This window comes from Micromonospora sp. WMMB482, from assembly GCF_019038635.1.
In the GTDB taxonomy this organism is placed as follows: Bacteria; Actinomycetota; Actinomycetes; order Mycobacteriales; family Micromonosporaceae; genus Micromonospora; species Micromonospora marina.
Genome location: NZ_JAHOPD010000020.1, coordinates 2,845,143 through 2,869,877, shown reverse-complemented (window position 1 = coordinate 2,869,877; position 24,735 = coordinate 2,845,143). Strand labels below are relative to the sequence as shown.

Below are 24,735 nucleotides of genomic sequence, written 5' to 3'. Positions count from 1 at the left end.
CCTCCACCACCCGGCACACACCCCGACCCCACCCCGTCGATCATGAAGTTGACGGCGGAGTCGATCACCATTTCGACCGCCAACTTCATGGTCAACGGGGAAGGCGAGGGAGAGGGAAGGGCGAGCGCCTTCAGGGCTGGGGGTAGTGCTGGTCGTGGGCCTGCCTCGGGCCGCAGACCGACGCCCGGGAGCACATCGAGCGGGAGCCGTCGGCGTCCAGGCGGACCGTGACCGCGTCGCGCGGGACGCTGTGGCCGACTACCTTGCCCTCGCCCTGCGGCGTGGACACCCGGCTGCCGACTGCCGGGGCCGACTCCTGGAACTTCTGGTACAGCGGGTGCTCGTACTTCAGGCAGCACATCAGCCGCCCGCACGCACCGGAGATGCGCAGCGGGTTGAGCGGCAGGTCCTGGTCCTTCGCCATCCGGATGGTCACCGGCTCGAAGTCGGTCAGGAACGTGGCGCAGCACAGGTCACGCCCGCAGGGACCGATGCCGCCCTGCACCCGGGCGGAGTCCCGGGCGGAGAGCTGCCGCAGCTCCACCCGGCAGTGCAGCGTCGCGCCCAGGTCGCGGACGAGCGAGCGGAAGTCGACGCGATGCGGCGCGGTGAAGTAGATCGTGGTGCGGTCGCTGCCGTTCTCCGGCGTGGCCAGGACGTGGTCGACGGCGACCACCTTCATCGGCAAACCGTGTTCGCGGATCAGCCGCTTGGCGGCCACCTTCGCCTCGGCCTTGCGCCGGCGCAGCATCTCGTCGCGGCGCAAGTCGTCGTCAGCGGCGATCCCGGCCAGCTTCGGGAAGCCGTCGGTGTCCTCGCTGACCCACTGCGCGGCCCAGACGCACTCGGCCACCTCGGGCCCTTCGTCGGTGGGCACCAGCACCCGGTCGCCCACCTGCGGGCGCAGTTCGCCCGGATCGAGGTAGTAGAGGCGCCCGTACCGGTTGAAGCTGACCGCGCAGAGCATGCCCATACGTCCCACCCTACGCGGATCGACGCCCACCGCACGGCGCACCTGTCGCCACCCGGTCACCCACCGCAGCGATCATCGTCGCCGGCCCGGCCGAACCGGCCCCATCGCCTCGCCCGGACGGCTGAATCTCCGTGGGGCCCCTGACAAACACCGCCCGGACGCGTTGAGTGAAGGCATACCTGCGGGGGGTGCAGGGGAAGGCCACGGCGTCGCCGCCGTCACCCGGCCACGGCCGGATCGGCGCGCGACGCCGTGGACCGTCAGTAGCCGATCCGGGTGGTACCGCCGTAGCGCGGGGCAATGGCGGCGCGGTCCCGCCACGGCGCCTCGGCCAGGCTCGGCCCCCACTGGCGCAGCAGCGTCTCGGCGCCGTCGTACGCCGCCCCGAGCACACCCAGGATCCTCGTGGCGATCTCGGCCGCGGCCGACGCCCCGGCCCGTCCGGCCTCGCCGCCCGGCCTCGTCGCCGCGTGCACCGCGACCGCCTCGGCCGAGCCCAGCACCTCGGCGAGCGCGCGGGCCAGCGCGGCCCGGCTGCCCTCCACCCAGCCGGCCAGCGCGTCGGCATAGCCCGCCGTCGACTCCAGCCGCCCGACCAGGCTCTCCGGCCCCTCGTCGAGGTGCCGCAGCAGGGCGGCACGTGCCTCGTCGTACGCCGACGCGGCAGCCCCGGACCAGGCGATCTGGTCGGCCAGCAGGGCGGACGTGTCGTCGTACCCCCGGACGAGCCGGCGCACGGCGTGGCCGGCGCCGGTCAGCGGCGCGGGATGCAGGTCGAGGAACTCGCGCACGGCCGCGCCGGGAAGCACCTGCATGCGGCGCAGCAGCGGCCAGAGCCGGTGCCCGTCGGGCGCACCGGCGGCCAGCAGCGTGTCGACGCGGGCGAGCAGGTCGAGCCCCGGCTCGGCGAGGCGGTCGAGGGCGTCCATCAGGCCTCCCGGGCCAGCCGCCGGGCGACCGCGTCGTCGGCGGCGGCGTAGCGGTCGGCGGCGCTGCGCAGCGCCGCCGCGGCGGCGGCCAGCCGGACGGCGGCGGCCTGCGCCTCGCGCGCCCGGTCGGCGGTCGCGAGGGTCCACTGGCGGTGCAGCGCGCGGCCCACCTCACCGGGGCGGCCGGTGGCGTGCGCCCCGAACGCGGGGTGCGGCGGGTCGGTGGCGGTCACCGTGCGGGAGAGGGTGGCGAGGGTCGCGCCGGCCTCGTCGAGGCGGGCGGCCAGGGCACGCAGCGTCTCCATGTCAGGCCCCCGCCAGCGGCCGGTAGGCCGCGAACGTCTCGTTGTGCAGCTTCTCCCGGGCCCACTGCGCCGCGTCGGCGGCGGCAGTGACCGCGGCCTGCACCGAACCGGCCACGTCGCGCGGGCTTCGGTGGTGCAGCGGGCCGAGGAAGCGCACGTCGGTGATCCGCCCGCCGGCGGTCACGACCACCTCGACGAGCCCGTCGGGTGAGCGGACGGTGACCTCGACCGTCGCGACCGCCTGGTCGAACTCGGCCTGCAGGTTCTCGATCCGGCGGTAGCGCCGCACCGCCTCCTCGATCCAGGCCTCGTCGATCTCGCCCCGCGGCATCGGCGGACTCCTCCCGGCCGGTCGGCCTTCACTGAGCGTGCCGCCTCGGTCACCGCGGCATCACCGGACCGTACCGCACGCCAATCGCGCGTGTCGATGCCCTGTGGACAGTGCGGAAGGGCCCGGCTCAGCCGCGCCAGAGGGCCAGCATCATCGCCTCCACCGCGATCCGCGGCTTGACGTTGGCCTCGATCGCCGCGCGGCACTCCAGCACCGCCTCCAGGCGGCGCAGCGAACCCTCGGCGTCCCACTTCTGCGCGCCCGCGCCGGCGAGCGATGCCGTGTCGGTGTGCACCGGGGCGACAGGCGCCCGCAACGCCATGATGAGCGCGTCCCGGTAGAACCCGGCCAGGTCGACCAGGGCCCGGTCCAGCGCGTCCCGCTGGGCGCGGGTGGCCCGCGACTTCTGCCGCTTCTCCAGGTCCTTGAGCTGACCAGCCGCGCCGCGCATCGCGCCGGCTGCGCCCCGGCCGGTGCCGCCCGCGCCGAGCGCGGTCTGCAACGCCGTACGCTCCGCCTCGTCGATCTCCGCGACGGAGGCGGCGGCCTCCGCCTCGGCGGCCTCGATCAGCGCCGAGGCCGCGTCGAACGCCGCGCCCACGCCGGTCAGCCGGCGCGGTACGGCCAGCACCGCGTCCCGCCGCTGCCGGGCCTCCGGGTCGCGGGCCAGCCGCCGGGCCCGACCCACGTGCCCCTGGGCCGCTGCGGCGGCCCACTCGGCCACGTCCGGCGCGATGCCGTCGCGCCGGACCAGCACCTCGGCCACCGCGGCCGGCGGCGGCTGCCGCAGCGGTACGACCCGGCAGCGCGACCGGATGGTCACGGAGATGTCGTCCGGGTGGGTGGACGGGGCGCAGAGCAGGAAGACGGTACGCGGCGGCGGCTCCTCGATCGCCTTGAGCAGCGCGTTGCCGGCGGCCTCGGTGAGCCGGTCGGCGTCCTCGATGATCACGATCTGCCACCGGCCGCCGGAGGGCGCGCTCGCCGCCCGCAGCACGAGGGCGCGCATCTCGTTGACGCCGATGGACAGGCCCTCGGGCACCACGAGGCGGACGTCCGCATGGGTGCCGGTGAGTGTGGTGTGGCAGCCGGGGCAGCTGCCGCACCCGGTGCCGTGCACGCACTCCAGGGCCGCGGCGAACGCGCGGGCGGCCACCGAGCGGCCCGATCCGGGCGGCCCGGTGAAGATCCAGGCGTGGGTCATCCCGGCGCCCGGATCGGCCGGTGCCGGCCCCGGGTCGCCGTCGTGCTCCTCGGCGAGCGCGTCGAGGTCGTCGTCCCCGCCCGCGGGGGCCGTCACCGGCGCGCGCAGCAGGGCGGCGGCCGAGGCGGCGGCCCGCCGCAGCGCGGCCACCGCCTCGTCCTGCCCGACCAGGTCGCCGAAGACACCGGTCATCGTCGGGTTTGCTCCATCGTCACCAGCTCCGCGTCGGATAACTCGGGCTGGACCGAGGTGTCCGGGCCCTGCGCCGGACGCGGGTGCACGATGCCGGCCGGATCGGCCAGCAGTTCGCTCACCCGGCGGGCGACCGCGTCGGCGGTCTCGTCGACCGGGCGGGACGCGTCGAGCACCAGGTATCGCTTCGGGTCGCCGGCGGCGAGGTCGAGGAAGGCGTACCGGACCCGCTCGTGGAACGTCAGCGACTCGGCCTCCAGCCGGTCGGTGCCCTCGTTGCGGTCCCGGACCCGACTCAGGCCGGTACGCGGCTCGACGTCGAGCAGCACCACCAGGTCGGGCTTGAGGCCGCCGGTGGCCCAGGAGGAGAGCCAGGAGACCTCGTCCACCGGCAGCGTCCGGCCGGCGCCCTGGTAGGCGAGCGACGAGTCGACGTACCGGTCGCTGATCACCACCGCGCCGCCCACGAGCGCCGGGCGGACGACTGTGGCCACGTGGTGCGCCCGATCGGCGGCGTAGAGCAGCGCCTCGGCGCGCGGTGACGGCGCCTCGCCGGGCGCGGTGCCGAGCACCAGGGAGCGGATCCGCTCGCCGACCGGCGTGGCGCCCGGCTCGCGGGTGACCACCACGTCGCGGCCCTGCGCGCGCAGCCGCTCGGCCAGCTCGGCGAGCTGGGTCGACTTGCCCGCACCCTCGCCGCCCTCGAAGACCACGAACAGGCCGCTGGAGACGAACGGCTCGGCCGGCATCAGCGGGCGGCCCCGGATCGAGCCCCACAGGTCGGCGAGGACCGGTACGCCCTTCTTGTCGTCCATCTGGCCGAACGCGCTGATTCCGGCGATGATGCCGGCCGCGCCGGCGGCGAGCAGCAGCAGGCGGGTGGAGGAGATGGAGATGCCCAGGTCGGCGATGGTGAGCTGGCGGGAGCCGCCGACGCCGACCAGGAGGCTGCTGAGCGCGATCGCCAGGATCAGCACCAGCCGGGTGCCGATCTGCACCACCGCGAAGACCCGGCCGCGCACCTCGTCGGCCACCTCGCCGCCGAGCAGCGTGGTGCCGGCCAGGAACGCCATGCCGGCCCCGGCGCCGACCAGGATCGCGCCGAGGATCGCCATGGACAGGTGGATGGCGAACGCGAGCACCAGCACGGAGGCGCTGGCGAGCACGATGCTCATGCCGAACCAGCGGCGGCGGGACATGTCCCGCACGATCATCGGCCCGAGCCCGATGCCGAGCGCCAGGCCGACGAAGATCGCGCCGAAGAGCAGCGAGAACGCGGCGTCGCCGGCGCCGAGCGAGTTGGCGAAGAACTTGCCCGTGCCGACCACGATGCCGCCGCCGGCGAACGCGCCGAAGATGCCCAGCACCAGGCCGCGGACGAGCGGGGTCTGGCCGATGTATTTCCAGCCCTCGGAGAACTGCCGGAACATGCTCTGCTCCGTACGCTCCGCCTCGGCGCGCTGGGCGTGGCTGATCTCCTTGATCCCGATCGCCACCACGAGCGCGGTGGCCAGGCGGGAGAAGGCGTTGAACCAGAGCGCGAGCTGGGCCGGCTCGGCCCAGTTCGGCAGGTCGCCGCCGAACGCGCCGGGCAGGCCGCGGGTCAGCACGGCCAGGGCGACGGCCGCGGCCACCGGCGTCAGGCCGTACGTGGTGATCAGCGTGAGCTGGTTCGCCGCCTCCAGCCGGGTGCGCGGGATGAGATTCGGGACCGCCGCCTCCTTGGCCGGGATCCACATCAACGTGATCGACTCGATCAGGAACGTGGCGATCAGCGCCCAGCCGACCACCAACCCGCCCGCGGCGCCGGTGAGCGCATACAGCGGGATCGAGGCGAACAGCACGAAGCGCAGCAGGTCGCAGATGACCATGGTCCACCGGCGGTCGAACCGGTCGGCGAACACACCCGCCACCGGGCCGAGCACCAGTGCCGGGAGCAGCCGGATCGCTGTCACACCGCCGAACGCGGCGCCCTGGGCGGTGCTGCCGGAGACCTGGGAGGCGGCGAACAGCGCGGTGGCGAGCAGGCCGAGCCAGTCGCCGAAGGAGGCGGCGCTGAGCACGATCCACAGCCTGCGGAACGGCCGGATGCGCAGCACCGACCGGATGGCGGCGGCACCGGAGTGGTCGGCGGCTGTCCCGGGTGACGACACGCCGGGCGACTCGCCGTTGTTCTGGCTTTCGATGGCCGTACCTCCACGTGCCGGCCCAGGTCTGGGCATCCCCGGTGGAACACTCTAGTCGCGCGGGAGGGGTCGCCCCCCGCGACATTCACCTGCTCGCCGAGCCTAGGCCGCCGGGACCACCGCCCGCAGCCCGGACAGACGCGAGGGTATTTCGCATTGTCGTCCAGACAGTTAGCGTGCAGACGTGGCCATCGACCGTGACAAACTTCGCGAGCGTCTCGACCGGGCGACCGCTCACCTCGACCCGCCGTACGCCGTGGTCGACCTCACCGCGTTCGACGCCAACGCCGAGGCACTCGCCGGCCGGTCCGGCGGCAAGCCGCTGCGCGTGGCAAGCAAGTCGGTACGCGTCCGCGAGCTGCTGACCCGGGCGCTCACGCGTCAGGGATGGCACGGCGTGATGGCCTTCACGCTGCCCGAGGCGCTGTGGCTGGTCCGCTCCGGGGTGAGCGACGACGTGCTCGTGGCGTACCCGACGGCCCACCGGGGCGGCCTCGCCGACCTGGCCGCCGACCCGGCGCTCGCCGACGCGGTGACGCTGATGGTCGACGACACCGCGCAGCTCGACCTGATCGACCGGGTGTGCCCGCCCGCGCGCCGGCCCGCGCTGCGGATCTGCCTCGACCTGGACGCCTCCTGGCGCCCGCTGGGCGGCCGGGTGCACGTCGGCGTGCGCCGCTCCCCGGTGCACAGCGCCACGGCGGCCGGCGCGCTCGCCGCCGCCGTCGCCGGGCGGCCGGGCTTCCGGCTGGTCGGCCTGATGTCGTACGAGGCACAGATCGCCGGCCTCGGCGACGCGCCGCCCGGACAGGCGGTGCTCGGCTCGGCGATCCGGGTGGCGCAGCGCGGGTCGTACCGGGAACTGCTGGCCCGCCGCTCGGCCGCGGTCAGCGCGGTCCGTGAGCACGCCGACCTGGAGTTCGTCAACGGCGGCGGCACCGGCAGCGTGGCCGCCACCAGCGCGGACCCCGCCGTCACCGAGGTCACCGCGGGCTCCGGCCTGTACGGGCCGACGCTGTTCGACGCGTACCGTGCCTGGCGGCCGAACCCGGCGGCGTTCTTCGCCTGCGCGGTGGTCCGCCGTCCGGCACCGGGGCTGGCGACGGTGCTCGGCGGCGGCTGGATCGCCTCCGGTCAGGCGGCGGACAGCCGGCTGCCGCGGCCCTGGCTGCCGGACGGGCTGAAGCTGCTCGGCGCGGAGGGCGCCGGCGAGGTGCAGACCCCGCTGGCCGGGACGGCCGCGGACACCCTGCGCGTCGGCGACCGGGTGTGGTTCCGCCACGCCAAGGCGGGTGAGCTGTGCGAGCACGTCAACGAGGTGCACCTGGTCGAGGGGGACGCGGTGGTCGCCACCGTGCCGACCTACCGGGGCGAGGGGCACGCCTTCCTCTGACGTGCCGCGACGTGACGACGGCGGGCCCCGGCGCACCCGGGAACCCGCCGCTCGGCGTGCCGCTCAGCCCTGGTGGACGACCTCCGTGGGGGCGTTCACCTGCCGGTGCAGGTACTCCCGGATGAGCGCCTTGGCCTCGACCAGCACCCGCTCGTCGCCGTCGGTGCGGCGGCGGAAGGCCAGCTTGATCAGGGCGTCCGCGGCCTCCACCGCGACCTCCAGGTGGAATCGCAGGTCGGGCACCCCGGCCAGGCCGAAACGCTCGGTGAGTACGCGGGCGAGCTGCTCGGCGATGACCCCGTTGTTGTCCCGCTGGTCGTCCAGCAGGTGCAGGTCGACCACGTCGCCGAAGTGCAGGGTACGGAAGCCGGGAACGGTGCGGTGCATCGAGATGTACTCGTCGATCGCCGCGTCGACCCCGTCCCACCAGTGGGTCAGGTCGTCCGAGGAGAACCGCTCGTCGAGCCGCTGGAGGTAGGACTCCATGGTGCGCAGGGTCAGCGCCTGCACGATGGCCCGCTTGTCCGGAAAGAACTGGTAGACCGACCCGATCGCCACCTCGGCGCGCTCGGCGAGCAGGGTCGTGGTCAGACCTTCGTACCCCACCTCGTCGACGAGCTCGGCGCAGGCGTCCAGCATCCGCTGGACCCGCGCGACACTTCGACCCTGCACCGGTACCCGACGCAGCGGCCCGGTCGTGGCGGCTGGTGTGGACACTCGGCGCCACCCCCCTTCGACGGATGAACATATCTGCACGTCACGAGTCTGTGACTACCGGTACAACGAGCCGGGCTCGATTGCGGTATTTACCAGGCACAACGTTCCTGATATGAATTCAGTTCATATTCATGTCGAGGAGTGGCCGCGATGACCGGTACCACCGCCACCTGGTCCAACTGGGCCGGCAACCAGCACAGTGCCGCGCTCCTCACCGTGCGCCCGCACAGCGTCTCCGACGTCGTCGAGGCGGTCAGTCAGGCCGCCGCGGCGGGCCGGACCGTCCGGGCCACCGGCAGCGGTCACTCCTTCACCGCCACCGCCGTCGCCGACGGGCACCGCATCGACCTCGCCGCGCTGGAGACGGACGTCACGATCGACGTGGCGCGCCGCCTGGTCACCGTACCGGCCGGGATGACGTTGCACACGATCAACGATCTGCTCGCGCAGCACGGGCTCGCGATGCCGAACCTGGGCGACATCGACGCCCAGACGATCGCCGGTGCGCTCTCCACCGGCACCCACGGCACCGGGGCGAAACTGGGCTGCCTGTCCACCTTCGTGGCCGGGCTGACGCTGGTCACCGGCACCGGCGAGGTGCTGCGCTGCTCGGCCGAGGAGAACCGCGACGTGTTCGACGCCGCCCGGGTCGGGCTCGGCGCGGTGGGCGTGCTGGTCGAGGTCACGCTGCGCTGCGTGGACGCCTTCGTGCTGCGCGCGCACGAACGCCCGGCCGCGCTCGCCGAGGTGCTCGACGACCTGCCCGGCCTGTACGACGCGCACGACCACGCCGAGTTCTACTGGTTCCCCTACACCGACCGGGTGCAGGTCAAGACCAACGACCGGGTACCCGCCGACGACCGGCCGCTGCCCGGATGGCGCGGCTGGCTGGACGACGAGTTCCTGTCCAACACCGTCTTCGCCGGCGCCTGCCGCCTCGGCCGCGCCGTACCCGCCCTCGCCCCCACGATCAGCGCCGTCTCCGCCCGCGCGCTCACCGAACGCACCTACACGGGCCGCTCCGACCGGGTGTTCTGCACGCCGCGCCGGGTCCGCTTCGTGGAGATGGAGTACGGCCTGCCGCGCGAGGCGCTGCCGACCGCGCTGGCCGAGCTGCGCCGGATCGTGGACCGGCTGCCGTTCAAGGTGCTGTTCCCGGTCGAGGTGCGGTTCACCGCCGCCGACGACATCTGGCTGTCCCACTCGTACGGGCGGGACTCGGCGTACGTCGCCGTGCACCAGTACGTGGGCATGCCGTACGAGCCGTACTTCCGCGCTTTCGAGGAGGTGGCGACGGAGTTGGGCGGCCGCCCGCACTGGGGCAAGCTGCACTGGCGCAATGCGGAGTCCCTCGCGACGGCCTACCCGAAGTTCGCCGACTTCCAGTCCGTCCGCGCCCGCCTGGACCCGTCCCGTGTGTTCCAGAACCCTTATCTGGCGCAGATCCTGGGCAGCTGAGGATCTTGGTACGAACCCGCCCGCCAAGGGGCGCTTCCGTACCAAGATCTCGGCGGCTGTCCACAGGGACAGCAGGGACGACGGGACAGCGGTTGAGATTCATGTGTGGAGATGCCGGGGGATGACGCGGACGAGTTGAGCTGGTTGCTGTTCCATCAGGAACGGGTGCTCGAAGCGACGCAGGCTCGACGGTTCCTGTCCGAGAAGGCGATCCGGCACCGGCTGTACAGCGGGCGCTGGCGGCAGGTGCACCGGCGCGTCTATGTCACCCACAACGGCCCGGTGGGTCCGAAAGAGTGGCGCTGGGTGGCTGTGCTCGCGGCGGGACCGGCAGCGACGCTGGGTGGACTCACCCCAGCCCAGAGATGGGGGCTACGGCGTTACGAGAGCCGGCTGGTGCATCTGCTGCTGCCGGCTCGGCATCAGGCGAGAACCCCGCCACCGGGCGTGCGGATCCATCGCACCACCGCACTGCCGCCGGAGGACGTGCTGGACGTCGGCAAGCCCCGCCGGACCATGCCGGCCCGCTCGCTCGTCGATGCGGCACAGTGGGCGGCGACCGACGAGGAGGCACGGGCTGTGGTCGCGGCAGGCTTCCAGCAACGCCTGGTCTGGGGCGACGACCTGCACCGGGTGCTGGAACGGCTCCCCCGGGCGCGTCGCCGTCGCCTGATCCTGGCGACCGCCACCGACGCGGCGGGCGGCGCCCACTCCCTCGCCGAACTCGATTTCCTCGACCTCGTCCGGCGGGCCGGGCTACCCGAACCGTCCCGCCAGGTCGTCCGCCGAGATGCCACCGGTCGGCGGCGTTACCTGGACGTCTGGTTCGAGCGGTGGCGGGTGCACGTCGAGATCGACGGTGGGCAGCACCTCGATCCGAGGACCACCTGGGCGGACATGCAGCGGCAGAACGACGTCTGGGCCACCGGTGACCGGGTGCTCCGCTTCCCCGCCTGGGCCGTCCGTAACAATCCCACCCGAGTCATCGCGCAGTTGCGTGCCGCCCTCCGAGCCGCAGGCTGGCCCGGCTGAGATCTTGGTACGAGCCCGCCCCTCCAGGGGCGTTCCCGCACCAAGATCACTCGTTCGGGGTGGAGGTCGCCTTCTTGGGGGCGGCCTTCTTCGCGGGGGCCTTCTTGGCCGCCGTCGTCTTCTTGGCCGCCGTTGTCTTCTTGGCCGCCGTCGTCTTCTTCGCCGGGGCGGCCTTCTTCGCCGCCTTCTTCTTCGGCGCCGGGCCCTTCGCGCGCTTCTCGGCCAGCATCTCCGACGCCTGCTCCAGCGTCAGCTCCTCCGGTGTCTGCCCGCGCCGCAGCGACGCGTTGAACTCGCCGTCGGTCACGTACGGCCCGAAGCGCCCGTCCTTGATCACCAGCGGTTTCTCGGTGAGCGGGTCGTTACCCATCTCCCGCAGCGGCGGCGCGGCGGCCCGCCGCTGGCGCGTCTTCGGGGCGGCCAGCAACGCCAGCGCCTCGTCCAGCGTGACGGTGAACATCTTGTCTTCCGAGTCCAGCGAGCGGAACTCGTCACCGCGCTTGACGTACGGGCCGTAGCGGCCGTTGTTGGCGAACACCTCGGCGCCGTCCGGGGCCACGCCGATCAGCCGGGGTAGGCGCAGCAGCTGCAACGCCTGTTCCAGGGTGAGGCTGTCCGGCGACTGCGAGCGCAGCAGCGACGACTTGCGCTCGCCGCTGGCCACGTACGGGCCGAACCGGCCGGACTTGAGCAGGATCGGCTCGCCGGTGGACGGGTCGTCGCCGAGCTTGCGCTCACCGCTGCCGCCGAGGAACAGCTCGTGCACCTTCTCCGGGGTCAGCTCGTCCGGCGCCAGCCCCTCCGGGATCGGCGCCCGGTCACCCTGCGAGCCGCTCTCCTCGCCCTCACCGGAGGGCGTGGGCTGCTCGCCGCCCGGCAGTTCGCGCTGCAGGTACGGCCCGTACCGGCCGACCCGGACGACGACCTCGCGGCCCTCGTCGTCGGTGAACAGCGGGATGGAGTTGACGCTGCGCGCGTCGATCTCGCTGAGGTTCTCGGTGACCAGCTTCTTCAGTCCACCGGCGTGCGCGATGGCCTGGTCGCCGGCGCCGTTGGTGCTGCCGAAGTAGAAGGAGGTGAGGAAGTCGACGGCGGCGTGGTCGCCACCGGCGATCTCGTCCAGCTCGTTCTCCATGCTGGCGGTGAAGTCGTAGTCGATCAGGCGCGGGTAGTGCCGCTCCATCAGCCCGATCACCGCGAACGCCAGGAACGACGGAATCATGGCCTGGCCGCGCTTCACCACGTATCCGCGGTCCTGGATCGTCTGCATGATCGACGCGTACGTGGAGGGCCGGCCGATGCCCAGTTCTTCGAGGGCCTTGACCAGCGACGCCTCCGTGTAGCGGGCGGGCGGCTGGGTGTGGTGGCCCTGCGCGGCCAGCTCGTCGGCGGTCAGCGGCTGGTCCTTGACCAGCGTCGGCAGCCGCCGCTCGGCGTCCTCCGCCTCGGCGTTCTCGTCGTCGCTGGACTCGACGTACGCGCGCAGGAAGCCCGGGTCGGTGATGGTCTTGCCGGTCGCGCCGAAGTCGGCCTCCTCCTGGGCGGAGGAGACGGCACGGATGCGCACCGACACGCTGGAGCCGACCGCGTCGGTCATCTGCGAGGCGATGGTGCGCCGCCAGATCAGCTCGTAGAGCTTGAACTCCTCGGCGGACAACTCCTTGGCCACCTCACCCGGGGTGCGGAAGTTGTCGCCCGCGGGGCGGATCGCCTCGTGTGCCTCCTGCGCGTTCTTCACCTTGCCGGTGTAGCGGCGCGGCTCCGGCGGCACGCTGCGCTCGCCGTACAGCTCGACGATCTGCCGACGGGCCGCCGCGATGGCCGTCTCGGACAGGTTCACCGAGTCGGTACGCATGTAGGTGATGTAGCCGTTCTCGTACAGGCGCTGCGCGGTGCGCATCGTCTGCTGCGACGAGAACCGCAGCTTGCGGGCCGCCTCCTGCTGGAGCGTGGAGGTGATGAACGGCGCGTACGGGCGGCGCCGGTAAGGCTTCTCCTCGACCCGGGTGACGGTGAACGGCTGGTCGGCCAGGCGGGCGGCCAGGCCCCGGGCGCCACCCTCGTCGAGGTGCACCACGCCCGCGCCGGGCCGCACCCGGCCGGTGGTCGGCTCGAAGTCCTTGCCGGTGGCGATCCGGTCTCCGCCCAGCGCGACGAGCGTGGCGTTGAACGTCCGCGGACCCTCGCCCGGCTTCGCCACCGCGAGCGTGGCCAGGATGTCCCAGTACTCGGCGGTGCGGAACGCCATCCGCTGGCGTTCCCGCTCGACCACGATCCGCGTCGCCACGGACTGCACCCGGCCCGCCGACAGCTTCGGCATGACCTTCTTCCACAGCACCGGCGAGACCTCGTAGCCGTAGAGGCGGTCGAGGATGCGCCGCGCCTCCTGGGCGTCGACCAGGTCGCGGTCGATCTCCCGGGGGTTCGCCACCGCGGCCTGGATGGCCGGCTTGGTGATCTCGTGGAAGACCATCCGCTTGACCGGCACCTTGGGCTTGAGCGTCTCCACGAGGTGCCAGGCGATGGCCTCGCCCTCGCGGTCCTCATCCGTCGCCAGGAAGATCTCGTCGACTTCCTTGGCCAGCTTCACCAGCTTGCTGATCTGCTGCTTACGGTCGGGCGAGACCACGTAGAGCGCGTGGAAGCCGTTGTCGACGTCGACGCCGAGTCGCGCCCACGGCTCACCCTTGTACTTCGCCGGGACGTCGGCGGCGTTGCGGGGCAGGTCCCGGACGTGGCCGAAGCTGGCCTCCACGACGTACCCCGGGCCGAGGTAGCCCGAGATCGTCTTGGCCTTCGCCGGTGACTCGACGATGACCAGACGGGTGGTTCCAGCGTTGCTCGGCACGTCTCTCCCCGACCTCACTCCTACGCCATGCCCGCTTCGGGCCGTGCTGCGCCACCCGGACCACAGGCGGTCCGGATGTCCAACGTAACGCGCCGTCCGCGTTCCGGGTTTCGTGGGCGGCAAACGGGCCGCCCTCCCGGCGATCGCCGGCCGCACCCTGCCGGACGGCGTCACGGTACACCGTGGGTAGGGCGACAGGCGGGTCACTGTGACGATCGCGTACCCCCGGCGGGGCCCTTCCCGGGTGTCCGGCTTCGGACAGCGGCGGTCAGGCCGGCGACCCCGGCCAGTCCGCCACCGGGGCCCTCGCCGGCCGTTCCCCCACCAGCTCCGCGAGCCGCGACATCCGCCGCCCGCCGATCCGGAACGCGGGGCCGCCTTCGTCCGGCTCGACGAACGCGGCCGGCAGGCCCACCGCCGCCAGCGCGGCGCGGACCACCGGCCAGGACTGCTCGTCGGCCGGGCCGAGCCGCAGCCGGAACCCGGCCGGCTCGGCCGTGCCGGCGGCCGCCGCCCAGAGCCGCAGCCGCCGCCCGTCCAGGTGGAAGCGGGCCGGTGGCCGCTTCACCGCGCCCCGCAGCCAGGCCCGCGCGAGCGGCGCCAGCATGCTCGTGTACGCGGTGCGCACCCGGTGCCGCCCGTCCTCGGTCGGCTCCCAGCTCGCCGGCACACCCCGGGCGCCCAGCTCGGCCACCAGCACGTGCACCCGCCAGGCGGCGTCGACCACCACGGAGATCCGGGCCGTGCCGCCCATCCGCCCCACCTCACCCGGCCCGGCGAGCAGGCCGGCGAGGTCCGCCAGCGTGGGGTCGGCCGCCTCGGTGGAGAACAGCGAGGGCTGGCGGGCCGGTTTCGGGGTGGGAGGGGTCAGCGACACTCCGGGACCTCGTCGAAGGCCTCTTTCAGCTCGGTCGAGTTGAGCTTGCTGGTGTCCAGCGCGCTCGCGTCGTACTCCTTGTTGAGCGTGTCCACGGCGGCGCGCACGCCGTCGTAGAACGGACCGGCCTGGGCGGTGTCGAGCCGGTCGACGGTGTCCCGGGCCCGGCCGTACGCGTCGCGCATCTTGCTCAGCGACCCCAGGAACCCGGCGGACACCTCGGCGCCGCGCTCGGCCTCGGGCACGCCTGCCTCCTCGACCTTGCGCCGGGCCGTCTCGCTGGCCTGTTCGGCGCCGGCGAAGAGCCGGACCAGGTTCTCCTTCGCCTGCGCCGGTGTGGTCTGCGCGGTCATCTGCTGCTGCGTGCTGCTGGTCAGCTTGGAGATCTCCGCGCGCCACGGGGTGAGCGCCTGGCACACCGACGCGGCCCAGACCCGGGGGGCGGGACCGCCACCGCATCCGCTGACGACGAGGATCAGCGTGGCCAGGACCACCGTGAGCTTTCCGGCGGTTGCCGCCCGGCGCGTACGCATGCGAAGCAGCGTACGACCTCCGGGCGGAACCGCCACCGGTCAGGTTTGCCGGGCCCGGGGTTCCCGGCCGGCCGGGGCCGGCCGGGAACCGTCGCGTGCGATCAGGCGTTCACCGTCTCCGGACGCTGGCCCGGGCTGCCGGCCCCGCTGTCCTCGTCGGTCATCGCCACACCCTTGCGCTTGCTGAACACCACGGCGCCCGCGATGACCAGCGCGGCGACCACGGCGATCGTGATACGCAGCGGGTTGTTCTTGTCGTCGCCCACGCTCCAGGCGACGACGGCCGGTGCGATCAGCAGCGACACCAGGTTCATCACCTTGAGCAGCGGGTTGATCGCCGGGCCGGCGGTGTCCTTGAACGGGTCTCCGACGGTGTCGCCGATGACGGTGGCGGCGTGCGCGTCGGAACCCTTACCGCCGTGCGCACCGTCCTCGACCAGCTTCTTGCCGTTGTCCCAGGCGCCACCGGAGTTGGCCAGGAACACCGCCATCAGCGTGCCCGCGCCGATCGCGCCGGCCAGGTACGCGGCGAGCGCGCCCGCGCCGAGGCCGAAGCCGACCGCGATCGGGGCCAGGATGGCCAGCAGACCGGGGGTCATCAGCTCGCGCTGCGCGTCCCGGGTGCAGATGTCCACGACCTTGCCGTACTCGGGCCGCTGGGTGCGGTCCATGATGCCGGGCAGCTCGCGGAACTGGCGGCGCACCTCCATCACCACGGCACCGGCCGAGCGGGAGACCGCGTTGATGGCCAGGCCGGAGAAGAGGAAGACCACGGCCGCACCGATGATCAGGCCGACCAGGTTGCGCGGGTTGGCGACGTTCAGCAGCTCGTCGATCAGCGCGGTGGTGTCCTGAGTCCCCGTCGCGTCCGCGTACGCCGTCTTGAGCGTGTCGGTGTACGAGCCGAACAGCGCGGTCGCGGCCAGCACCGCCGTGGCGATCGCGATGCCCTTGGTGATCGCCTTGGTGGTGTTGCCGACGGCGTCCAGCTCGGTGAGCGTCCGCGCGCCGTGCTCGTCGATGTCGCCGGACATCTCCGCCACGCCCTGCGCGTTGTCGGAGATCGGGCCGAACGTGTCCATCGCGACGATGACGCCGACCGTGGTGAGCAGGCCGGTGCCGGCCAGGGCGACGGCGAACAGCGACAGCGTGAGCGAGCTGCCGCCGAGCAGGAACGCGCCGAAGACGCCGGCGCCGATCAGCAGCGCCGAGTAGACGGCCGACTCCAGGCCGACGCTGATGCCGGCGAGGATGACGGTGGCCGCGCCGGTCTGCGAGCTCTTGCCGATGTCCTGCACCGGGCGCCGGTTGGTCTCGGTGAAGTAGCCGGTGAGCGCCTGGATCGCGGCGGCCAGCACGATACCGATCACCACCGCGCCGATGGCCACCAGCCGCGGGTTGCGGTCGACGTCGGTCAGCCCGCCCTCCAGCTCGGCGAACGTGGCCGGCAGGTACGCGAACGCGGCGATCGCGACGAGCACCGCGGCGATCAGCGCGGACAGGTAGAAGGCCCGGTTGATGGCGGTCAGGCCGTTGCGGTCGCTGGCGCGCAGGCGGGTGATGAAGACGCCGACGATCGCGACCAGCACGCCGATGGTGGAGATGATCAGCGGGAAGACCAGGCCGGTCTCGCCGAACGCGGCCCGGCCGAGGATCAGTGCCGCGACGAGCGTGACCGCGTACGACTCGAACAGGTCGGCGGCCATGCCGGCGCAGTCGCCGACGTTGTCGCCCACGTTGTCGGCGATGGTGGCGGCGTTGCGCGGGTCGTCCTCCGGGATGCCCTGCTCGACCTTGCCGACCAGGTCGGCGCCGACGTCGGCGGCCTTGGTGAAGATGCCGCCGCCGACCCGCATGAACATGGCGAGCAGCGCGGCACCGAAACCGAAGCCCTCCAGCACGGTCGGGGCGTCACCCCGGAAGATCAGCACGACCAGCGCCGCACCGAACAGGCCGAGGCCGACGGTGAGGAAGCCGACCACGCCGCCGGTGCGGAAGGCGATCTTCATGGCGCCCTCGCGCCCGCCTTCACGCTCCCGCGCGGCCGCCGCCACCCGCAGGTTGGCGCGGGTGGCCAGCCACATGCCGGCGCCGCCGATGAACGCGCTGAACAGCGCGCCCACCACGAAGAACGCCGAGCGGCCGACCTTCACCAGGGTCTCGTTGCCGTCGGTGTCGTGCACCGGCAGCAGGAACAGCAACACGACGGCGATCACCACGAAGATCGCCAGCGTGCGGAATTGCCGCAGCAGGTACGCCGACGCGCCCTCCTGCACCGCGCCGGAGATCTCCTGCATGTTCGTGGTTCCCTTACCGGCCGCCAGGACCGCCCTGGTGAGGGCGGCCGCGAAGACGAGCGCCACCAGCGCGATGACCGCGGCGATGACGACGTACGTCACGTTGGCTCCGGTAAGGGACAGTGCGCCGCCGTCGGCGGCCAAGGTCCCGGACATCTATGTCCTCCTGTACCGAACACTCGCGCCGGCTCGTGGAGACGCACGGGCCGACGCCTGGATGCGAACTCGCCAGCGCGCGCCATCCACCCGTTCCCGCTGGCCGCGGGCAGCGATCACTTGCTGACAACCCGGGTACTGTAGCCCTCCGGCGTGGCGGAGGTCACAGGCAGGGGGCACCGTGTCTCGATGATCTTCGTAACTGTGTTAGGCGAAAAAATCTGATATATGGCGCGGCCGATACGACGAGGCCGCGCTCCCCCCGAGGGAACGCGGCCTGCGTGTGCGGGTCGGGTCAGGCGCGGCCGGCCGGCCAGGACATCCGCACCTCGGTGCCGACGCCGTCGTCGACCGGGCGGACCTGGAGATCCTCCACGAAACCGGCGAGCAGCGCGAAGCCCACCCCGGTGGTGAGCGCGTCCTCGCTGAGCGACTCCTTGGCCAGCTCGTCCGGGCCCAGCGCGGCCAGGCCGAGACCAGCCTCGATCGGGGCCCGGTCCACCACCCGGACCGTGTAGCCGCCGCCGTCGGACATCTCCACATACACCGGTTCGGCCAGGCCGTACTGCCGGTGCAGCGCGACCGCCCTGGTGCACGCCTCACCGATGGCCAGGCGCACCTCGTCCAGCAGGTCCTCGCGTACGCCGGCCCGCCGGGCCACCGCGACGCCGACCAGGCGGGCGGTGCGCACGTGCACCGGGGCCGGAGAGAAGGACAGCTTGACGGTGGCCATCACGCGCCGGTGGAGTCGGCGGCGATGGCCGCGTCGACCGTCGGATGCAGCGGGAAGACCTGGTCCAGGGCGGTGATCCGGAAGATCTTGAGCAGCGGCTCCTTGTCGCAGACGAGCGCGAAGGAACCACCGGCCGAGCGCAGCCGCTTGAGCGCGCCGACGAGCACACCCAGACCGGTCGAGTCGAGGAAGTCCACCCGGCCGAGGTCGACCACCACGTGGCGGGCCCCGCCGTCGATCAACTCCAGGAGCCGTTCCCGCAGGCGGGGGGCGGTGTAGACATCCACCTCACCGCCGACCTCGAGCACCGTGTGCTCCCCCACGGCGCGGGTCGCCAGCGACAGCTCCATCGGCCCCTCCTCGGTAAACTCTCCTGGGCATCTAACCATCCCCCCGTGCGGCCCCCTCGGGTCACCGCCGGAGCTGTTCCCTTACCCCCACCCTGCGGTTTCCAATTCCGAACACCAGTGCGAGAGTGCAGGACGTGACCGACCACAGCCCCGGCCCACGGCGTGCGCCGGGCGAGCTGCTGCGCCGGCTGCGGCTGCGTCACCCCACCGACCCGGTCACCCACGTCGAGCGCGTCCCGGCCCGCGCCGGTGAGCCGGTCGGGTGGCCCGGCTGGGCGCCGGAGGAACTGCGGGCGGCGTTCGCGCGGCGCGGCGTCGTCGCCCCGTGGCGGCACCAGGCCGAGGCCGCCGAGCTGGCGTACGCGGGGCGGCACGTCGTGGTCGCCACCGGGACGGCGTCCGGCAAGTCGCTGGCGTACCAGCTTCCCGCGCTGAGCGCGCTGCTCGCCGACCCGCGCGCCACGGCGCTCTACCTGGCGCCGACCAAGGCGCTCGCCGCCGACCAGCTCCGCGCCGTCGCCGGTCTCGAACTCGACGGGGTACGCCCCGCCACCTACGACGGGGACACGCCGCGCGCCGAACGGGAGTGGATCCGCCGGCACTCCCGGTTCGTGCTGACCAACCCGGACATGCTGCACCACGGCATCCTGCCCGGCCACGCGCACTGGTCCGGGTTCCTGCGCCGCCTCGCGTACGTGGTGGTCGACGAGTGCCACACCTACCGGGGCGTCTTCGGCTCCCACGTCGCGCACGTGCTGCGGCGGCTGCGCCGGCAGTGCGCCCGCTTCGGGCGTACCCCGGTGTTTCTCCTGGCCTCGGCCACGTCGGGTGACCCGGCGACGGCGGCCGGGCGGCTCACCGGCCTGCGCGTCACCGCCGTCACCGAGGACACCTCGCCGCGCGGCGGGGTGACGTTCGCGCTCTGGGAGCCGCCGCTACTGCCGCCCACCGGCTCGGCTCCCGACGCCGACCTCGTCCAGGTCCGGCGCTCGGCGTTGCGCGAGACCGCCGACCTGCTCGCCGACAGCGTGGTCGAGGGGGTACGCACGCTCGCCTTCGTGCGGTCCCGCCGCGGCGCCGAGGTGGTCGCCGCGAACGCCCGGCGCTCGCTGGACGAGGCGGTCCCCGGTCTGGGCGATCGGGTGGCCGCCTACCGGGCCGGCTACCTGCGCGAGGAACGCCGCGAACTGGAACGGGCGCTGCTGCACGGCGACCTGCTCGGGCTCGCCTCCACCAACGCGCTCGAACTCGGCGTCGACCTGGTCGGGCTGGACGCGGTGCTGATCTGCGGCTGGCCCGGCACCCGCGCGTCGCTGTGGCAGCAGGCCGGGCGGGCCGGGCGCTCCGGCGACGAGGCCCTAGCCGTGCTGGTGGCCCGGGACGACCCGCTCGACACCTACCTGGTGCACCACCCGGAGGCGCTGTTCGGGCGGCCGGTCGAGGCGACGGTGCTCGACCCGGCCAACCCGTACGTGCTCGCGCCGCAGCTCGCCTGCGCCGCCCACGAGTCCCCGCTCACCCCGGCCGACCTGGACCTGTTCGGGGAGGGCGCGAAGGAGGCGGTGGACTCGCTGGTCGAGGCGGGCGCGCTGCGGCAGCGACCCACCGGCTGGTACTGGCGGCACCGGGAACGCCCCGAGGTCGACCTGCGCGGCGAGGGCGGCCCCCCGTTGTGCGTGGTGGAGGAGTCCACCGGCCGGCTGCTCGGCACCGTCGACGGCGGGTCGGCGCACTTCCTGCTGCACACCGGCGCGGTCTACCTGCACCAGGGCGTCTCGTACGTGGTCGACTCGCTCGACCTGGCCGACGGGTGCGCGCTCGTGCACGCCGAGGAGCCGGACTGGTCCACCCACGCCCGCGACGTCACCTCACTGTCCGTGGTCTCGGTCCGCTCGTACGTGGACGCCGGGCCGGTCGGGCTGTTCCTCGGCGAGGTGGACGTGACCAGCCAGGTGGTGTCGTACCAGCGGCGGCGCATCGCCACCGGCGAGGTGATCGACACCCGCCCGCTGGACCTGCCGGCGCGGGAGCTGCGCACCGTCGCGGTGTGGTTCACGCTCTCCCCCGAGTCGCTCACCGCCGCCGGTGTCGAGGCGGCGGACGTGCCGGGCGCGCTGCACGCCGCAGAGCACGCCGCCATCGGCCTGCTGCCGCTGATGGCGACCTGCGACAGGTGGGACATCGGCGGGCTCTCCACCGCGCTGCACCCGGACACCGAGGCGCCTACCGTCTTCGTCTACGACGGTCACCCCGGCGGCGCGGGTTTCGCCGAGCGGGCGTACGGCACCGCCGCCGCCTGGTTGCGCGCAACCCGGGACGCCGTCGCCGAATGCGGGTGCGAGACCGGGTGCCCGTCCTGCGTCCAGTCCCCGAAGTGCGGAAACGGCAACAACCCGCTGGCCAAGCCGGAGGCCGTGACGGTCCTCGACGTGGTGCTGACCAACCTCGCCACGGCCAGCGGCGAGGCGGCCGTGGCCGGCCCGGAGGCGGGCGCCGGCCCGGAGGCGGGCGCTGCCGGCCCGGACTCGGGTGGCCCGGAGCGCGGCGAGGTGTTGCCCCGGCAGGACGACCGGGCGGCCCGCCCAGCTCAGGCGGCCGGTGCCCCACCCGCCTGACCGCACCGGGCCGGTCGGGGCTGCCCGCCGCCACCTCGGGGAGGTTGCGGTATCGACAGGTGCTCGACCCCGCCACTTCCCCGAACTGGTGTCGATCAAGCTGGACCATGCGGCTCCGCGGGCGCCCAGGTGTCTGGTTGGTGGGACGGGTGCATGAGTGCGGGGCGGTCGGGGCATTGATGTATGGGAGCGCTTCCATGCATCATTTCCGGTAGCGCACAGGTGACCCGAGACCCGTCCCGCCGGAGGTGCCGCCGTGGCCGACACGATCGCCGAGACCGTCGAGCTGCTCTACACCATCGACCAGGAAAACCTCACCGCCGACCAGCAGATAGCACTGGGCACCGCGATCGCCACGCTCGCCCAGGCGGAACGGCTGGAACAGATCAACGAGCGTCTGCGCGGTATCCACCAGGTGCTGACCAGCTGGGCGATGAAGGCCACCGTCGACGGCGGCCGATGACCTCGCTGACCTGGCGCCTCACCCGGTGGGCCGGTGACGTGGCATCCGGGTGTGATCGGGTGAGCGGTGGCGGGCCTGCTGTGCAAGACTCCGGCGACCCCTCGAAGGAGATCACATGTCGCCCGACAACCTGCAGGCCCAGCACCGGTTCATCATCCGTCAGCGACTCCGGATGATGGTCAACCAGTACGAGGTGCACTCCGTGGCGCCCGACGGCTCCGAAGGCGGGCTGCTCGCGTTCGCGCAGCAGAAGCGGCTCGCCTTCAAGGAGCAGGTGACCATCTACACCGACGACTCCAAGCAGTACCCCCTTCTCGGCTTCAAGGCCCGTCAGCGGCTCGACCTCGGCGCCACCTACGACGTGACCGATCACGCGGGCAACCCCATCGGGCTGTTCCGCAAGGACTTCGCCCAGTCGCTGCTGCGCTCGACGTGGCACGTCGAGCAGCCCGGCCTGCCGCCCGCCACCGGGCAGGAGCGCAGCCTGCCGGTCGCGCTGCTGCGCCGGTTCGTCGACTCGCTCTCCTGGCTGCCGTACCACTTCGACTTCATGGCAGGCGGCCAGCCGGTGTTCTCGGTCGTCCGGAAGTGGGGCCTGCGTGACCGGTACTCCGTGGAGATCCAGCACCCGCAGATCGACCGTCGGCTGGTGATCGCCATGGCGGTCGGACTGGACGCACTCCAGTCCCGCTGACCTGCGGCCCCGGGCCCGGGGCCGGTCCTCGGTTCAGACGCGGCGTGCGCCGTCAGGACCGGGCCGGCCCGGCCCGGGACGTCGCGGTGGCGTCCCGGGCCAGCCCCGGCAGCGGTGCCACACGTACCCGGGCCGTGACGATCAGGTCCAGTCCGTCGGCCCGGCACCCGGTCATCCGGCCGCCGTTGGCCGAGACCAGATCGGCGGCGCGAGCGCAGGCGGCGTCGGCTCCGTCGAGCACCTGCACGGCACCCGCCAGCGCCCCGAAGTCCGCCGCGTTGCGGGCCTGATGCCGCGCGCACCGGGCCGCCCCGACCGCGGCACCGAACACGCCGACCAGCACGAACACCAGCCCGATCGCGAGCAGGCAGACGGTCGCGCCGCCCCGGTCGCCGTCAGCTCTCACGGCACCGGGCCCGGCGCGCCGGGCTCCACGGCGGCCACCGCCTCCCCGGACACGACCAGGCGAGGCAGCCGCGCGCCGAGCGCCCGGACCGGTGCCCGGACCGTCGCCGTGACCCGATCGCCTGCCACAGTCACCGACACCTCGGCGCCCTCCGGGGCGAACCGGCTTCCGGTGACCGTGCCGGACTCGCCCCGGGCCGCGGCGAGAGCCGCCTCCCGGGCCGCGTCGACACACGCGACCCGGGCACCCACCGCGTTCACCGCGGTCAACCCGGCGACGAGGAGCAGCATGAGCGCCGGCAGGCCGGCCGCCAACTCGGCGGTGAAGGAACCTCGCTCGCCCGCGACCCGCGAGCGCCACCGGCGCCGGACCACCCCGGCCCGGATCCCGGCGGCGACCCGGCTCGGGCCGGGCCCGGTGGACGCGCCGAGCGGGACCGCTGGTTCGCAGAGCCACCGACCAGCACGGCCGGCCCGCCGGCGCCCGATCACTTCAGGGCCCGGTCGATGACGGCGGTCAGCGCGGACTGCACGTTGCCGGAGGTGAGCACCTTCAGCAGGATCCCGGCGAACGCGACCGCGGCGAGGGTGCCCACTGCGTACTCGGCGGTGTTCATGCCGGCGTCACCCCGCAGGCGGGTGAAGAGCTTGCGCATGTCGTACGTCCCTTCTCGATGGTTCACAGCACGTCGCCGAGAACGGCGACGATCACCGGCACCAGACCGGCGAGAATGAAGGCGGGCAGGAAACACAGCCCGAGCGGCAGCACGATGAGCACGCCCGCACGGCGGGCCGCCGCCTCGGCCGAGGTCGACCGTTCGGCACGCAGGTCGTCGGCCAGCCGGGTCAGCGCGCGAGCCAGTGCGGCACCGCTGTTCGACGAGCGCACCGCCGCCGCGATAACGGGTTCGGCTCCGCCGACGCCGTCCAGGTGCGCCCAGGCCTCGCCGGGGCTGCCACCGAGGCGGAGCGTCCGGCCGACCCGGCCGAGCCGGTCCGCGAGTGGCCCGCCGAGCGCCTCCGCGACGGCGAGCACCGAACGGTCGACCGGCGCGCCCGCTCGCAGCACGGCGGCCAGCAGGTCCGCGGCCAGCGGCAGGTCGGCGGTCTCCCGCAGCCGTCGTTCCCGGGCTGCGCGCGGCTCGATCCGGCGCAGCAGACGGTCGGCGGCGACGCCGGCCGGCAGCCCGAGGAACACGCCCGTGACACCGCCGACGACCACCGCCACGGCGACCCCGGCCAGCGCCGCGCCGAGGCGTACCCGATCCGGCCACCACGCCGGGCGAGCCGGCCGCGATGCCGGAGCCAGCCGGCGCAGCCGCCGTGCCGGGCGGACGACCGGACCGGTGACGACCAGGAGCGACGCGGCGCCGCCGAGACAGACGGCGGCCAGCACCTGCCGTGACATCAGGCGGCCCGCCCGGGTGTGACGCCGAGCCGCTCGGCCCAGAGCAGCCCGCCGACCTGCAACGCGACCGCCGCCACCGCACTGCCGGCACCCACCGGCGTGTGCAGGAGCACCGCCACCGGGTCCACCCCGATGCCGTAGCCGAGACCGATCCCGCCGAGCGGCAGCGCGGCGAGCAGCCAGGCGGTCGCCCGCGCCCCGGCGGCCTGGGCGGCGGCAGCCGCAAGCCCCCGGTCGGCGGCGCGGGCGTCGGCCTCGATCCGTTCCAGCAGATCGGCCAGCGGCGCACCCGTCCGGTCGGCCAGCCGCCCGGCGGCCCGGGCCAGCCGCGCGACGCGTCCCGGGCCGTCGTCGATGCCGCCGTCGACGGGTAGCCCGGCCCGCAGGTCGGCGGCGACGGCGGCCAGCCGGTCGAGATCGCGGCGGTGCGCGGAGGTGGCCCACCGGTTGGTGCGCCGGCGCAGCACCGCCCGCGCCGCGAGCACGCCGTAGGTGGCGATTACCAGGGCGGCCACCGGCCCACCGAGCAGCGCCCCGGCCACGGCGCCACACAGCGCCGCCACGGGCAGCACGCGTCCGGCAGAGAGGGCGGAAGCGGTAGCTGAGGCGCGTCCGGCGAGGAACGCGAGCGCGTCG

General features: G+C 73.5%; 24 protein-coding genes. 6 read left to right on the top strand and 18 right to left on the bottom strand.

Translation table 11 applies throughout. From position 1 onward, the window contains the following. Positions 1–130: 130 nt before the first annotated feature. From KSK32_RS14535 to tmk, 6 genes are all read right to left on the bottom strand, one after another. Entirely contained in the window at positions 131–973 is an 843-nt protein-coding gene (locus KSK32_RS14535) for a regulatory iron-sulfur-containing complex subunit RicT (protein WP_216931701.1), read from the bottom strand. Between the two features lie 260 nt (positions 974–1,233). After that, positions 1,234–1,902, bottom strand: coding sequence for a hypothetical protein (locus tag KSK32_RS14530; RefSeq protein WP_216931700.1), 669 nt, complete (start codon positions 1,900–1,902; stop codon positions 1,234–1,236). After that, positions 1,902–2,207 carry a hypothetical protein gene (locus tag KSK32_RS14525; RefSeq protein WP_018788783.1) on the bottom strand — a complete coding sequence of 102 codons (306 nt, stop codon included), beginning with the start codon at positions 2,205–2,207 and terminating at the stop codon, positions 1,902–1,904. The genes KSK32_RS14530 and KSK32_RS14525 overlap by 1 nt, the downstream gene beginning before the upstream one ends. Position 2,208: 1 nt before the next feature. Then, the gene (locus KSK32_RS14520) at positions 2,209–2,538 is read right to left on the bottom strand and encodes a YbaB/EbfC family nucleoid-associated protein (protein ID WP_013473591.1); all 330 of its coding nucleotides are present in this window, start codon (positions 2,536–2,538) and stop codon (positions 2,209–2,211) included. A gap of 127 nt (positions 2,539–2,665) precedes the next feature. After that, positions 2,666–3,934 (bottom strand): DNA polymerase III subunit delta', encoded by a 1,269-nt coding sequence (locus tag KSK32_RS14515; RefSeq protein WP_216931699.1) that lies wholly within the window; start codon positions 3,932–3,934, stop codon positions 2,666–2,668. Beyond that, the gene (gene tmk / locus KSK32_RS14510; RefSeq protein ID WP_289256600.1) at positions 3,931–6,087 is read right to left on the bottom strand and encodes a dTMP kinase; all 2,157 of its coding nucleotides are present in this window, start codon (positions 6,085–6,087) and stop codon (positions 3,931–3,933) included. Before tmk ends, KSK32_RS14515 begins: the two co-directional genes overlap by 4 nt. A gap of 217 nt (positions 6,088–6,304) precedes the next feature. On the opposite strand from tmk, the gene KSK32_RS14505 reads away from it, so the two are divergent. After that, entirely contained in the window at positions 6,305–7,513 is a 1,209-nt protein-coding gene (locus KSK32_RS14505) for an amino acid deaminase/aldolase (protein ID WP_216931698.1), read from the top strand. Between the two features lie 63 nt (positions 7,514–7,576). Here the strand turns inward: KSK32_RS14505 and KSK32_RS14500 are convergent, their stop codons facing one another. Beyond that, a complete protein-coding gene (locus KSK32_RS14500) occupies positions 7,577–8,152 on the bottom strand; it encodes a TetR family transcriptional regulator (protein WP_114919313.1) in 576 nt (191 codons plus the stop codon). Between the two features lie 219 nt (positions 8,153–8,371). Between KSK32_RS14500 and KSK32_RS14495 the strand changes: the two genes are divergently transcribed. Together KSK32_RS14495 and KSK32_RS14490 are read left to right on the top strand one after the other, a co-directional pair. Then, entirely contained in the window at positions 8,372–9,688 is a 1,317-nt protein-coding gene (locus KSK32_RS14495; protein WP_216931697.1) for a D-arabinono-1,4-lactone oxidase, read from the top strand. Positions 9,689–9,799: 111 nt separating this feature from the next. Beyond that, complete coding sequence (locus KSK32_RS14490; protein ID WP_216931696.1) at positions 9,800–10,720, top strand: DUF559 domain-containing protein; 921 nt, start codon at positions 9,800–9,802, stop codon at positions 10,718–10,720. A 46-nt stretch (positions 10,721–10,766) separates the two neighbouring features. On the opposite strand, the gene topA is transcribed toward KSK32_RS14490, so the two are convergent. From topA to KSK32_RS14460, 6 genes are all read right to left on the bottom strand, one after another. Further along, positions 10,767–13,568: a type I DNA topoisomerase gene (topA, locus tag KSK32_RS14485; RefSeq protein ID WP_216931695.1), complete on the bottom strand. Its 2,802-nt coding sequence runs from the start codon at positions 13,566–13,568 to the stop codon at positions 10,767–10,769. Between the two features lie 268 nt (positions 13,569–13,836). Next, the gene (locus KSK32_RS14480; protein ID WP_216931694.1) at positions 13,837–14,445 is read right to left on the bottom strand and encodes a hypothetical protein; all 609 of its coding nucleotides are present in this window, start codon (positions 14,443–14,445) and stop codon (positions 13,837–13,839) included. Continuing rightward, positions 14,436–14,978 carry a hypothetical protein gene (locus KSK32_RS14475; RefSeq protein WP_216931693.1) on the bottom strand — a complete coding sequence of 181 codons (543 nt, stop codon included), beginning with the start codon at positions 14,976–14,978 and terminating at the stop codon, positions 14,436–14,438. Before KSK32_RS14475 ends, KSK32_RS14480 begins: the two co-directional genes overlap by 10 nt. Positions 14,979–15,079: 101 nt before the next feature. Next, positions 15,080–17,431: a sodium-translocating pyrophosphatase gene (locus tag KSK32_RS14470; protein ID WP_216931692.1), complete on the bottom strand. Its 2,352-nt coding sequence runs from the start codon at positions 17,429–17,431 to the stop codon at positions 15,080–15,082. Positions 17,432–17,726: 295 nt separating this feature from the next. Next, the gene (locus KSK32_RS14465) at positions 17,727–18,164 is read right to left on the bottom strand and encodes an ATP-binding protein (protein WP_216931691.1); all 438 of its coding nucleotides are present in this window, start codon (positions 18,162–18,164) and stop codon (positions 17,727–17,729) included. Next, positions 18,164–18,514 carry an STAS domain-containing protein gene (locus tag KSK32_RS14460; RefSeq protein ID WP_013283649.1) on the bottom strand — a complete coding sequence of 117 codons (351 nt, stop codon included), beginning with the start codon at positions 18,512–18,514 and terminating at the stop codon, positions 18,164–18,166. Before KSK32_RS14460 ends, KSK32_RS14465 begins: the two co-directional genes overlap by 1 nt. A 134-nt stretch (positions 18,515–18,648) precedes the next feature. Between KSK32_RS14460 and KSK32_RS14455 the strand changes: the two genes are divergently transcribed. The 3 genes from KSK32_RS14455 (at position 18,649) to KSK32_RS14445 (ending at position 22,286) form a co-directional block, all read left to right on the top strand. Next, entirely contained in the window at positions 18,649–21,129 is a 2,481-nt protein-coding gene (locus KSK32_RS14455; protein ID WP_216931690.1) for a DEAD/DEAH box helicase, read from the top strand. Between the two features lie 256 nt (positions 21,130–21,385). Next, on the top strand, positions 21,386–21,592 hold the full coding sequence (locus KSK32_RS14450; RefSeq protein ID WP_216931689.1) for a hypothetical protein: 207 nt from the start codon (positions 21,386–21,388) through the stop codon (positions 21,590–21,592). A gap of 115 nt (positions 21,593–21,707) precedes the next feature. Continuing rightward, positions 21,708–22,286, top strand: a complete 579-nt coding sequence (locus tag KSK32_RS14445) for a hypothetical protein (RefSeq protein WP_216931688.1) — start codon at positions 21,708–21,710, stop codon at positions 22,284–22,286. Positions 22,287–22,338: 52 nt separating this feature from the next. On the opposite strand, the gene KSK32_RS14440 is transcribed toward KSK32_RS14445, so the two are convergent. From KSK32_RS14440 to KSK32_RS14420, 5 genes are all read right to left on the bottom strand, one after another. Next, entirely contained in the window at positions 22,339–22,692 is a 354-nt protein-coding gene (locus KSK32_RS14440; RefSeq protein WP_216931687.1) for an Rv3654c family TadE-like protein, read from the bottom strand. Continuing rightward, the gene (locus KSK32_RS14435; RefSeq protein ID WP_289256659.1) at positions 22,689–23,078 is read right to left on the bottom strand and encodes a TadE family type IV pilus minor pilin; all 390 of its coding nucleotides are present in this window, start codon (positions 23,076–23,078) and stop codon (positions 22,689–22,691) included. Before KSK32_RS14435 ends, KSK32_RS14440 begins: the two co-directional genes overlap by 4 nt. A gap of 101 nt (positions 23,079–23,179) precedes the next feature. Next, on the bottom strand, positions 23,180–23,347 hold the full coding sequence (locus tag KSK32_RS14430; protein WP_216931686.1) for a DUF4244 domain-containing protein: 168 nt from the start codon (positions 23,345–23,347) through the stop codon (positions 23,180–23,182). A 23-nt stretch (positions 23,348–23,370) separates the two neighbouring features. Next, a complete protein-coding gene (locus tag KSK32_RS14425; protein WP_216931685.1) occupies positions 23,371–24,099 on the bottom strand; it encodes a type II secretion system F family protein in 729 nt (242 codons plus the stop codon). Then, the gene (locus KSK32_RS14420) at positions 24,099–24,662 is read right to left on the bottom strand and encodes a hypothetical protein (RefSeq protein WP_374226712.1); all 564 of its coding nucleotides are present in this window, start codon (positions 24,660–24,662) and stop codon (positions 24,099–24,101) included. The genes KSK32_RS14425 and KSK32_RS14420 overlap by 1 nt, the downstream gene beginning before the upstream one ends. Between the last annotated feature and the right edge of the window lie 73 nt (positions 24,663–24,735).

Excerpts from the sequence above, each read along its gene's own strand:
- KSK32_RS14490 (WP_216931696.1), top strand. The coding sequence starts at position 9,800 with ATGCCGGGGGATGACGCGGACGAGTTGAGCTGGTTGCTGTTCCATCAG.
- KSK32_RS14520 (WP_013473591.1), bottom strand. The coding sequence starts at position 2,538 with ATGCCGCGGGGCGAGATCGACGAGGCCTGGATCGAGGAGGCGGTGCGG.
- KSK32_RS14535 (WP_216931701.1), bottom strand. The coding sequence starts at position 973 with ATGGGCATGCTCTGCGCGGTCAGCTTCAACCGGTACGGGCGCCTCTAC.
- KSK32_RS14525 (WP_018788783.1), bottom strand. The coding sequence starts at position 2,207 with ATGGAGACGCTGCGTGCCCTGGCCGCCCGCCTCGACGAGGCCGGCGCG.
- KSK32_RS14445 (WP_216931688.1), top strand. The coding sequence starts at position 21,708 with ATGTCGCCCGACAACCTGCAGGCCCAGCACCGGTTCATCATCCGTCAG.
- KSK32_RS14460 (WP_013283649.1), bottom strand. The coding sequence starts at position 18,514 with ATGGAGCTGTCGCTGGCGACCCGCGCCGTGGGGGAGCACACGGTGCTC.
- KSK32_RS14465 (WP_216931691.1), bottom strand. The coding sequence starts at position 18,164 with ATGGCCACCGTCAAGCTGTCCTTCTCTCCGGCCCCGGTGCACGTGCGC.
- KSK32_RS14530 (WP_216931700.1), bottom strand. The coding sequence starts at position 1,902 with ATGGACGCCCTCGACCGCCTCGCCGAGCCGGGGCTCGACCTGCTCGCC.
- KSK32_RS14430 (WP_216931686.1), bottom strand. The coding sequence starts at position 23,347 with ATGCGCAAGCTCTTCACCCGCCTGCGGGGTGACGCCGGCATGAACACC.
- KSK32_RS14500 (WP_114919313.1), bottom strand. The coding sequence starts at position 8,152 with ATGCTGGACGCCTGCGCCGAGCTCGTCGACGAGGTGGGGTACGAAGGT.
- KSK32_RS14470 (WP_216931692.1), bottom strand. The coding sequence starts at position 17,431 with ATGTCCGGGACCTTGGCCGCCGACGGCGGCGCACTGTCCCTTACCGGA.
- KSK32_RS14425 (WP_216931685.1), bottom strand. The coding sequence starts at position 24,099 with ATGTCACGGCAGGTGCTGGCCGCCGTCTGTCTCGGCGGCGCCGCGTCG.
- KSK32_RS14515 (WP_216931699.1), bottom strand. The coding sequence starts at position 3,934 with ATGACCGGTGTCTTCGGCGACCTGGTCGGGCAGGACGAGGCGGTGGCC.
- KSK32_RS14475 (WP_216931693.1), bottom strand. The coding sequence starts at position 14,978 with ATGCGTACGCGCCGGGCGGCAACCGCCGGAAAGCTCACGGTGGTCCTG.